The sequence below is a fragment of the Xanthomonas sp. NCPPB 2864 genome (assembly GCF_056675615.1).
Genome location: NZ_JBWWVS010000001.1, coordinates 117,631 through 127,141, shown reverse-complemented (window position 1 = coordinate 127,141; position 9,511 = coordinate 117,631). Strand labels below are relative to the sequence as shown.

General features: G+C 65.3%; 6 protein-coding genes, 2 pseudogenes and 1 riboswitch. Of the genes and pseudogenes, 1 reads left to right on the top strand and 7 read right to left on the bottom strand.

The features are described 5' to 3' along the window. Positions 1-464: 464 nt before the first annotated feature. Positions 465-1,031 carry a hypothetical protein gene (locus AC1KVE_RS00465; RefSeq protein WP_481092040.1) on the top strand — a complete coding sequence of 189 codons (567 nt, stop codon included), beginning with the start codon at positions 465-467 and terminating at the stop codon, positions 1,029-1,031. A gap of 9 nt (positions 1,032-1,040) precedes the next feature. On the opposite strand, the gene AC1KVE_RS00460 is transcribed toward AC1KVE_RS00465, so the two are convergent. From AC1KVE_RS00460 to AC1KVE_RS00430, 7 genes and pseudogenes are all read right to left on the bottom strand, one after another. Beyond that, entirely contained in the window at positions 1,041-2,177 is a 1,137-nt protein-coding gene (locus AC1KVE_RS00460; RefSeq protein ID WP_104576491.1) for a hypothetical protein, read from the bottom strand. Positions 2,178-2,615: 438 nt separating this feature from the next. Further along, positions 2,616-3,341 (bottom strand): adenosylcobinamide-GDP ribazoletransferase, encoded by a 726-nt coding sequence (locus tag AC1KVE_RS00455; RefSeq protein ID WP_481092041.1) that lies wholly within the window; start codon positions 3,339-3,341, stop codon positions 2,616-2,618. Further along, positions 3,338-3,952, bottom strand: a pseudogene (locus AC1KVE_RS00450) (histidine phosphatase family protein). The gene AC1KVE_RS00455 and the pseudogene AC1KVE_RS00450 overlap by 4 nt, the downstream one beginning before the upstream one ends. Beyond that, positions 3,949-4,995 carry a nicotinate-nucleotide--dimethylbenzimidazole phosphoribosyltransferase gene (gene cobT, locus AC1KVE_RS00445; RefSeq protein WP_024940845.1) on the bottom strand — a complete coding sequence of 349 codons (1,047 nt, stop codon included), beginning with the start codon at positions 4,993-4,995 and terminating at the stop codon, positions 3,949-3,951. The pseudogene AC1KVE_RS00450 and the gene cobT overlap by 4 nt, the downstream one beginning before the upstream one ends. Then, a pseudogene (locus AC1KVE_RS00440) lies at positions 4,992-5,142 on the bottom strand (bifunctional adenosylcobinamide kinase/adenosylcobinamide-phosphate guanylyltransferase); the annotation flags it as partial. The pseudogene AC1KVE_RS00440 and the gene cobT, both read right to left, overlap by 4 nt. Before the next feature lie 44 nt (positions 5,143-5,186). After that, positions 5,187-7,064, bottom strand: coding sequence for a TonB-dependent vitamin B12 receptor (btuB, locus tag AC1KVE_RS00435; RefSeq protein ID WP_481092042.1), 1,878 nt, complete (start codon positions 7,062-7,064; stop codon positions 5,187-5,189). A gap of 116 nt (positions 7,065-7,180) precedes the next feature. Next, positions 7,181-7,403, bottom strand: a riboswitch (cobalamin riboswitch). A gap of 760 nt (positions 7,404-8,163) precedes the next feature. Then, complete coding sequence (locus AC1KVE_RS00430) at positions 8,164-9,450, bottom strand: O-acetylhomoserine aminocarboxypropyltransferase/cysteine synthase family protein (protein WP_184613220.1); 1,287 nt, start codon at positions 9,448-9,450, stop codon at positions 8,164-8,166. Positions 9,451-9,511: the final 61 nt, after the last annotated feature.

The window sequence follows — 9,511 nt, the reverse complement described above, 5'->3', positions numbered from 1 at the left end:
GGCTCGGCTCTTGCCTGTGCCCTCAGACCCCGAAAAAGGATGGGATCGCGGCATGATTGAGTTCGACCCGCACCATCGTATAGATCTGACCGGCCCTCGGACCGGTTCTATTTCCTCGGTGATCGCCTGACCGCTCCCGGAAGGTCGCGAGCTGCTCCCGGAAGATTTGGCGTGGCTATCGCTCACCGCCTGCCAGGCGCAGGAATGGTTCCGGATGCTGGAAGCTGCACGCTCGGAACCATTGCTCAACCGCACCGCGCTTGAACTCGGCACTGAACTTCCTATGCTTTGACATGAATACTCATCATGGCCTGGACCTTCTTGTAAGTGTCCGTGAAAACGGGGTAGAACCCCCACTGCAATCCTGGAAGGCTAAGCTATGGCTTGTAGCCGCTTGCATAGGGTCACGACAAGAATTGCACGAAACCGTATGTCAAAGACCAACGAATGGAGAACGATTTTAGATGAAGAATTGGCTGATCGGCTTAGTAGTCACCATGGCATGGACTAGCCCCTGCGTTGCTCAAATCGCCCCTGAGTTGCTCGGGGGCGCGGATCCGGATAAGTCGATGTTTAGCGAATCCTTCTACAAGGGGATCGAGGGCAATTGGGTGCTGGTACGCGAACCCGTCAACACCGGGTACCACTGCTCGGTTAATTTCATCACGCCAGATTCCACCTTGTCGTTTCGCGGTCCCGCCGACGCTGGGATGGCGAGAAAGGGTCATGGCAGTCTTTGGTTCATCAGCGAGGCAATCCCCCCGGTGACAAAGCCCGAGATCGCTCCGATCACGTTGTCATCTACCAACCACCCTACGCAGAATGTTCAGGCCGCCCATGTGAGCATGCCTGGCCAGAGCAGTGGGGCGTTGTTGCTGACCATCGACGTACAGAAATCGGTACAGGAAAAGCCGGACAGTAATGAGCTCGCCATCCAGCTTCAGGGGAAAGAGGTGTTCCGGTCAAAAGTTGTCCAGTTGCAGCTGGCGTATCGCCAGCTTTCGGCTTGCATGAGCGCGGCTCGAAAATAGACCATGATTTCAGCCGTTTGGCACGTTCAAGATGTCGGCGCAGGCGCGACCCATCCCGCTTGTGTCGCCACTTGAATCAACGAAGATATTCACATCGGCAACCCTCAGCATCCCGGCGCTGTCCGGGATCAGCGCATAGCGAACGTTGCAACTTTTATAGCCGCCGCCAGTGTAAGTCGCGCCGGTCACGAGATTCTGCCACATGACGCGATTGTCAAAGGCCTGCCCATAAGAGAGCGTCCGCGCGATCCCGGCCTGACGGACAGCGGGGTTGCCGTTCGCGGCGACGACCTCTTGCTCAGTCTTACCCAGCCACACCTGGATCAGGAGCGATTCACTGCGCGATAAACGCCTTTTCCCACGGTATTCAGCGGCGATCTGAGTAAAGTCCATATCGGCCTTCATTGCCGCCAGGTTGCCCTGTACCCTCCCCTGCGCTTCGGTTACTTGTTGCTGCATTTGGGCCAATTTTGCCGTGAGCGCTGCCGATTCTGCTGGCGTCAGCTTGCGGCCGCGATTGATCGCAGGCTTCGGCACGTCAGACCACAGCGTTTCCCAGGTAAAATCGGCAAGCGAACTCATTGACAGTCCGGCGGGGACCAGTTCCAGTCCATTCAAGCCGATGGCTGCCAGTTTCGCTCGCAATGTATCGGACTTAACCACACGATCGACCGCCGCAGCTTGTTTGGCATCGCCAATGCTGGCACTGTTGCAGGCTACATTCCATGCCTGTCGCATCGTGTAGCTGGTCGTGCTTTGCCAATCGGTGGGCTGCAGATCAATGATCGCCGGATCCTGTTTCATGGTCTTTGCGCCGCTGGCCACCCGGAATTCTACGGAATCCGGCGTGTCCAATATGCCGGTTGAATCAGCCTTGTGCTTGGGTGCGCCACGGCCGCGCCGAATCGACTTGGGGCATTTGAACTGAAGTTGATATTCCAACCATAGGGGTTGGTCGACCGCTTCATAGACCATCGTCAAATCAATCTGAATGACACGGTTTGAGTCAGGATTTGCGAGATCATCATTGATCGGTGTGTGGTCCATAATTGCGTCACTGGCGTAGACGTTGACACGCTTTCCGACTGCACCTTGCATATCGATCAGAAACTCGCTGGCCCCGAGTTGCGTTGCGATGGCCATAATGCCCGCGCCGATTACGAGTTTTGTGATTTGTCGTGTCATGAGCGCTTCCTTACCCGTTATGCCAACTCGCGCTCTACCGCGCACGTATATTACTGATATCAAGACGTTCTCAAAATTTGAGTACGCAATTTTGAAGCTTCTGCCGGAACCTGGCGCTTCCAGGTCGATTGTGCTGCAGCGACGTCGGAAATGCTAAGCCTTGTTGCGGAACGCCCTCGTTAGCCTTGTAGACCAAGCGAGGGACTTCTCTGAGTGCCGGGAAGCCACGAGCGACGCTGGCGTTGCACCTGCACCGGAGAACTCAGCAGATGACGCACGCTGACGGATGCCGTTGGTCGCAGCGCCCACGGCCGCTACGCAGGCGCAGACGACGCGCGGGCTGGGGCATCAGTCGTGAGGACGATTGCATCAGCTGCAGCGCCTGCCTGTTCAAGCCGACTACAGCGCCAGCGTCACCAGCACGGCCGTTTCGGTCAGTTCCACCAATGCGCCGCAGGTATCGCCGGTCATGCCGCCAAGGCGCTGCAGGCAGGCGCGGCGCCAGAGTGCGAACACCAGTGCGGTGATACCAACGCACAACGCCGCGGTGGCCAGCCCGGCAACGATGCACACCGCGATGCCGGCGCTCAGCGCCAGCCACAGGCCTGCACGTGGGGCGCCCGACAGCGCGCTGCCCAGCCCGCCAGCGCGCACATACGGCGTACTTAGGAACGCGGCAACCAGCGCGCTGCGCGCCAGTAGCTGCGCCAGCCATAGCGTGGTGGGCGCCTGCGCCAGCAGGCTGGCCAATGCGGCGCATTTGAGCAGCAACACCAGCACCAGCGCAGTCACCGCCATCGGGCCGCTGGCGGGGTCCTTCATGATCGCCGGCGTGCGTGCGCGGTCGCCCATGCCGCCGACCCAGGCGTCGGTCGTGTCGGCCAACCCGTCCCGGTGCAGGGCGCCGGTCAGCCAAGTCCATGCACTCAACAACACTGCCGCGCCCAGCAGTGGCGCCACATCGCGCAGGCACCCTGTCAGGCCGCACAGCAGCGCACCGAGCAGCAGGCCGACCGCCGGATACCACGGCAACGAACGCGCCTGGGCGCCCGGCCGAGCGAACACCGCGCCGGGCACCGGAATGCGGGTCAGGAAGCCGATCGCCGCGAGCAGCCCGTTGATCATCCGGCGTCGCGTGCCGACTGCGGCGCTGCCGACGGCTCCGACGGCAGCGCCGCAGCGACGCCGTTGGCCGGTGGCCAGGCCAGCGGATGCAGCGAGGCGTGCGGCACCGCCAGCTCGGTCATGCGGGCGAATCCGTTGCCGGCCACCATGCAGCGCAGCGCGCGGATCGCACCGCCGTGGGTGACCACCAAGACACGTCGGTTCGGATGGGCGCCAATGATCGCATCGAGTGCGGCAGACAGGCGCGCGCAGAAATCGGCAAACGGCTCGGCCTGCGGCGGCGGGTAGCGCAGCGGGTCGGCCCAGAAGCGGCCGAGCGCTTGTCCTTCGTCGCGATCGATCTCGGCCACCGGCACGCCCTGCCAGCGGGCGAAGTGATATTCGCGCAGCCGCGCGTTCAGCTGCAGCGGCACCCCACGCGCGTGGGCCAGTTCGGTGGCGAAGGCCGCGCAGCGCTGCAAGCTGGACGACACCACCACGTCCCATTCGCCTGCGGCGGTGGCTACGCGCAATTGCTGCCATCCCAAGGCGGTGAGGGGGTCGTCGAGCTAACCGCGGTCGCTGCGCTGGCCGGTGTCGCCGTGCCGCAGCAGGCTGATCTGCGCACTCATGCGTCGGACACGCCGGCTTCGGCAAAGGTGGCCATGCCGTTGTGCAAGGCGCAGGCATGACGCAGCAGCGGAATCGCCACCGCTGCGCCGCTGGCCTCGCCCAGGCGCAGGTCCAGTTGCAGCAACGGCTCGGCATCCAGTGCGCGCAGCAAGGCGGCGTGGCCGCGCTCCTGCGAACGATGCCCGAACAACAGCCATTCGCGCACGCCGCCATTGAGATGGGTGGCGACCAGCGCTGCAGCAGTGCTGATGAAGCCATCCACCAGCACCGGAATCCCGGCCTGCGCAGCGGCGATGTAGGCACCGACCAGGGCGGCGATCTCGAAACCGCCCAGCCGGCGCAACCGCTCCAGCGGCGTCGCAGCATCGGCATGCAGGGCCAGCGCACGGGTGATCACGGTGGCCTTGTGGGCGATGCCCTCGGCATCCAGCCCGGTGCCGGCGCCGGCCATCGCCTGCGGAAACTGCGACAGCAGCGCGCAGCCCAACGCCGCGGCCGAGGTGGTGTTGCCGATGCCCATTTCGCCGCCGACAAACAGCTGCGTGTCGCAACTCTTTGCCTGCGCGACGCTTTCGGCGCCCGCGGCAAGCGCGTCGCGCAACTGGGTGGAGCTCATCGCCGGCTGCTCGCAGATGTTGGCGCTGGCCGGCGCGATCCAGGCACGCCGCACCCGCGGCAACTCGCCCGGGTCGTTGACCACGCCCAGATTGACCACTTCCAGGCGCGCGCCGAGCTCGCGTGCCAGCACCGCAATGGCGGCGCCACCGCGGGCGAAATTGCGCACCATCTCGCCAGTGACCGCCTGCGGAAACGCAGACACGCCCTCGGCGGCGACGCCGTGGTCGGCGGCATACACCGCGATCCAGACCCGCTGCACGGTGGGGTGCTCGTTGCGCTGCCAGGCCGCCAGCTGCACTGCCAGCTGTTCCAGCCGGCCCAGCGCGCCGTGCGGCTTGGTCAGTTGCTCCTGCCGCGCCAGCGCAGCCGCGCGCACGCGCGCGTCCGGCACCGCACAGGCACCATGGATCCAATCGCTTGTCACACCGCCTCTCCCGTCAGAACCATCGGCAAACCTGCCATCACCAGCACCACACGCTCGCACTGTAGCGCCAATGCCTGGTGCAGCCGGCCTGTCGACAAATCGAGGCGTGAGTTCGCCCAGCGGCACGACGCCCTGCCCCGCTTCGTTGCGCGCTCACCCCACAGTGCGCATGCCCGACACAACAGCCGCGCTTACTGCGCGGCCTGATAACGCAACGTCAGCAGATAATTGCGCCCGGGCTGCGCGTACCAGCGTGCGGTTTCGTACTGGCGATCGAACACGTTGTTGGCGGTGAGCGAGACCTTCCAGTCCGCAGTCACGGCATAGCTCACGCGCAGATCCAGCAACCCGTAACCGGCCAGGCGCTCGGTGTTGGCCAGATCGTCGAAGCGCTTGCCGGACCCGAACAGGCTCGCGCCAACGCCGAATGCACCGAAGCTGCGGTCCGCATCGATGCGCCCGCTCTGCCGCGCACGCCGCGGCAACCAGTTGCCGTTGTTGACCTCGCCATCGGCCTGCGGCTGCAGCCAGGTCAAGGCGCTGCGCACGGTCCAGCCGGCCAGCTCGGTGTCGTAGCCGGCTTCCACGCCGCGGATGCGCGCCTGATCGATATTGTTCGGCTGCCCGAACGGATGCGCCGCATCCACCAACGACGCGTCGTAGGCGATCAGATCGTCGATGCGGGTCTGGAACGCGCTCAGCGTCCAGGTGCCCCAGCCGTAGCTGCCACGCAGGCCGAGCTCGGCGCTCTTGGAGGTTTCCGGCCCCAGCAACGGATTGCCGAAATCGGGGTAATACAACTCGTTGAAGGTCGGTGCCTTGAACGCGGTGCCGTAGCTGGCGGTCAGGCGCAGATGCTCGGCAACATCCCAGCCCCACAGCAGGCTGCCGGTGGTCTTGCCGCCGAACTGGCTGTTGTCGTTGCGACGCAGGCTGGCCTGCACGGACTGCGCACCGAAGCTCTGTTGCCACTGCGCGAATGCGGCGCGGTCGATGCGGCTGTCGGCATCGTAATTGTCGCTGCTGGCGATGGCGTCACGCTGCCAGTCGAAGCCGACCGTGAACAGGCCCGCGCCGGCAGCGATATCGGCCTGCAACGCGCCCTGCTTGCGGCGGGTGTCATAGGTGGACAGATAGGCACCGTCGTAATACGCATCGCTGAAGTCGGAACTGCTGCCGACGCTGGCAGTGAGTTTGACCGCATCGGTAGGCGCGTAACGCACACGGCCACCGACCGCCTGCTGCACGCCCTTGGACAGGTTGCCGCCGAAGGCCGAGCCGTCGTATTCGTTGCGGCTTTGCGCGCGCAAGGCATGCACGTCGGCGTCCCACTGGCGATTGAAGCGCCAGCCACCCTGCATGCTCAGCGAATCGTTGCGGTAGCCATCGCGATCCGGGTCGTAGTCGCTGGAGCTGGTGTCCAGATATGCGTTGATGCCATCGGTTTCGTCATGCACCGCGTTGACCGCATACCAGCCGCCGCTTTCGCTCAGATCGCCTTCGCTGCGCCCGGCCAGGCCCGCGCTATAGCGGCGCGCATTGTCGCTGCCGGCCGCCGCGCTGAAGGTGGGCACGAAGCGGCCTTGCGGGCGCCGGGTAAAGATCTGGATCACCCCGCCCAGCGCCTCGGAACCGTACAGGCTGGAGAACGGGCCACGCACGATTTCGATGCGCTCGATCTGCTCGATCGGCAGGTCCTGCAACGCCGCTCCGCCCGAGGTGGCCGAACCGATGCGCACGCCATCGATCAGCACCACCACCTGGTCGGACTCGGTGCCGCGCAGGAACAGCGAGGTCGGCTTGCCCGGGCCGCCGTTGTTGGCCAGCGCCACCCCGGCTTCGCCACGCAGCAGGTCCTGCAGCGAATTCACTTGGCGACGCTCGATCTGTGCGCGGTCGATCACGGTGACCGGCGCCAGCGTCTGGTCCTGGGTCTGCGCAGTACGCGAGGCGGTGACCACGACCTGGTCGAGATCGAGGGCGGCCTCGGCATGGGCCAGGGTGGCCACGCACAGCGACAGCCCCACGGCCAGCACCGCACGACGCGGCAAAACGGAAGAAACGGACATCGACTGCTGCTCCTGGAGCCGCGCCTACCCGCGCGGAGGCAATGGGGACGGCAGGCAGCAACGGGCCAGCCGTCCAACGCGGCAGCGCCAGACGATCAAGGCCACGCCCACCGCGTGCCGGTTCAATCCCTCAGGCCGGTCTCCGGGCTCGCGAGTGGAAGCCTACGCCTCCGATGCCGCGCCTTCCCATGCGACTGCACAGTGGCGTGTTGCGGCATCTGACCTCGCCCACCGTTGCGGGGGCAGCTCCGGCATTGCAGTTCGCCAAGGCGATCCGCGCACCGGATTCCCGTTTAAACCACCGGCAAACCGGCAGTCACCTCAGGGGCGCGCATGGTAGCAGGATTGGCCAGAGGCGCTTCCGAGGTCTGCGGCAGGCGGCCAGGCGCAACGCGTCTCCACGCACCGGGGGGGCCAATCCCTTCTCCCACCGGGAGAAGGTGGCGCGCAGCGCCGGATGAGGGTACGGAGCGAAGCCTCATGCCATGGATGGAAGCAGCATGCCGGGACTACCGGCATGGCCGCATGCCTGCCACCGAGCGTCATCTCGCACATGCGAGTGGGCTTCGCCCCCGTACCCTCACCCTAAGCCCCACTCCGCGCCACGGCACGCGCTTGCGGCGCGGGCGCTCCAAGGCACGCGCGCCCATGGCGCGCCAGCTGTGCCTCCTCTCCCCGACGGAAGAGGGGCTTCGGGCAACTTCGTCATGACCGCGTTCAGCACTTTTCGAAGTCGCGGCAACAACGTGCCGAGGCGGCAGCGGGGCCGGGGATTGGCGGAGAGCGGCACAGGGATGTGCCGCGACGGCGAGTCAGACAGGATGTCTGCCGAGCCGAAGAGCCGATCCCCGGCCGCGCTGACGCCCTGACCGAAGCCAGAGACAGACGGCGTACTTGGCGGTGCCTGGAGAACCCGTACCCTCACCCCAACTCCCGCGCCCCGGCCCGCGCTTGCGGCGCGGGCGCTCCAAGGCACGCGCGCCCATGGCGCGCAAGCTGTGCCTCCTCTCCCCGACGGGAGAGGGGCTAACCGTCCTCCGCAGGAGAGGGGCTAGCTCGTCCCTTCCCGCACTCCTGCTCAGTTCACGGCTATCAAACCTCACGCCCCCTGCAGCGCCTGCTCCAGATCCGCCAGCAGATCGTCGATGTGCTCGATGCCGATCGACAGCCGCACCGTGTCTTCGCTGACCCCGGCATGTTCCAGTTCGGCCGGGCCCAGCTGACGGTGCGTGGTCGATGCCGGATGCGTTGCCAGCGACTTCGCATCGCCGATGTTCACCAACCGTGTGAACAACTGCAGCGCATCCAGAAAACGCGCGCCGGCCGCGCGTCCGCCGGGCAGGCCGAAGGTCAGCACGCCCGAACCATGCCCGCCCAGGTACTTCTGCGCCAACGCATGCTCCGGATGATCCGGCAGCGCGGCGTAATTGACCCAGGCGACTCGCGGGTGCTGCTGCAGATACGTCGCAGTCGCCAGCGTGTTGGCATTGATGCGCTCCATCCGCAACGGCAGCGTTTCGATGCCTTGCAGGATCAGGAATGCGTTGAACGGCGACAGCGCCGCGCCGGTATTGCGCAGCGGCACCACGCGCGCACGGCCGATGTACGCCGCCTCGCCCAGCGCTTCGGTGTAGACCACGCCGTGATAGCTCACGTCCGGCTCGTTGAGCCGTGCAAACCGCTGTTTGTGCGCCGCCCACGGGAAGCGCCCGCTGTCCACGATCGCCCCGCCGATGCTGTTGCCATGGCCGCCCAGATACTTGGTCAGCGAGTGCACCACGATGTCGGCGCCGAAGTCGATCGGCCGCAGCAGCGACGGCGTGGCCACGGTGTTGTCCACGATCAGCGGCACGCCATGCGCATGCGCCACCGCGGCCACGGCCTCGATATCGGTGATGTTGCCGCGCGGATTGCCGATCGACTCGACGAATACCGCCTTGGTACGTTCATCGATCAAGCCGGCAAACGCCTGCGGATCGCGATAATCGGCAAAGCGCGTGCCGATGCCGAACTGCGGCAAGGTGTGCGCGAACAGATTGTAGGTGCCGCCATACAACGCACTGGAGGAGACGATGTTGTCGCCGGCCTCGGCGATGGTCTGGATCGCATAGGTCACCGCGGCCTGCCCGGAGGCCAGCGCCAATGCACCGATGCCGCCTTCCAGCGCAGCCACGCGCTGCTCCAGCACGGCATTGGTTGGGTTCATGATGCGGCTGTAGATATTGCCCTGCACCTTGAGGTCGAACAGGTCCGCACCGTGCTGGGTATCGTCGAAGGCGTAGGCGACGGTCTGGTAGATCGGCACCGCCACCGCCCGCGTGGTGGGATCGGGCTGATAGCCGCCGTGCACGGCGATGGTTTCGGGCTTCCACTGCGGATCGGTCATGGCGCGGCTCGCTCGGACAGGACATTCGACAATACCTGGCTACCGGCCCGCACCTCATGCC

What these genes read in the sequence shown, in the direction of transcription:
- AC1KVE_RS00465 (WP_481092040.1), top strand. Translation starts at nt 465, where the DNA reads ATGAAGAATTGGCTGATCGGCTTAGTAGTCACCATGGCATGGACTAGC.
- btuB (WP_481092042.1), bottom strand. Translation starts at nt 7,064, where the DNA reads ATGTCCGTTTCTTCCGTTTTGCCGCGTCGTGCGGTGCTGGCCGTGGGG.
- AC1KVE_RS00430 (WP_184613220.1), bottom strand. Translation starts at nt 9,450, where the DNA reads ATGACCGATCCGCAGTGGAAGCCCGAAACCATCGCCGTGCACGGCGGC.
- AC1KVE_RS00455 (WP_481092041.1), bottom strand. Translation starts at nt 3,341, where the DNA reads ATGATCAACGGGCTGCTCGCGGCGATCGGCTTCCTGACCCGCATTCCG.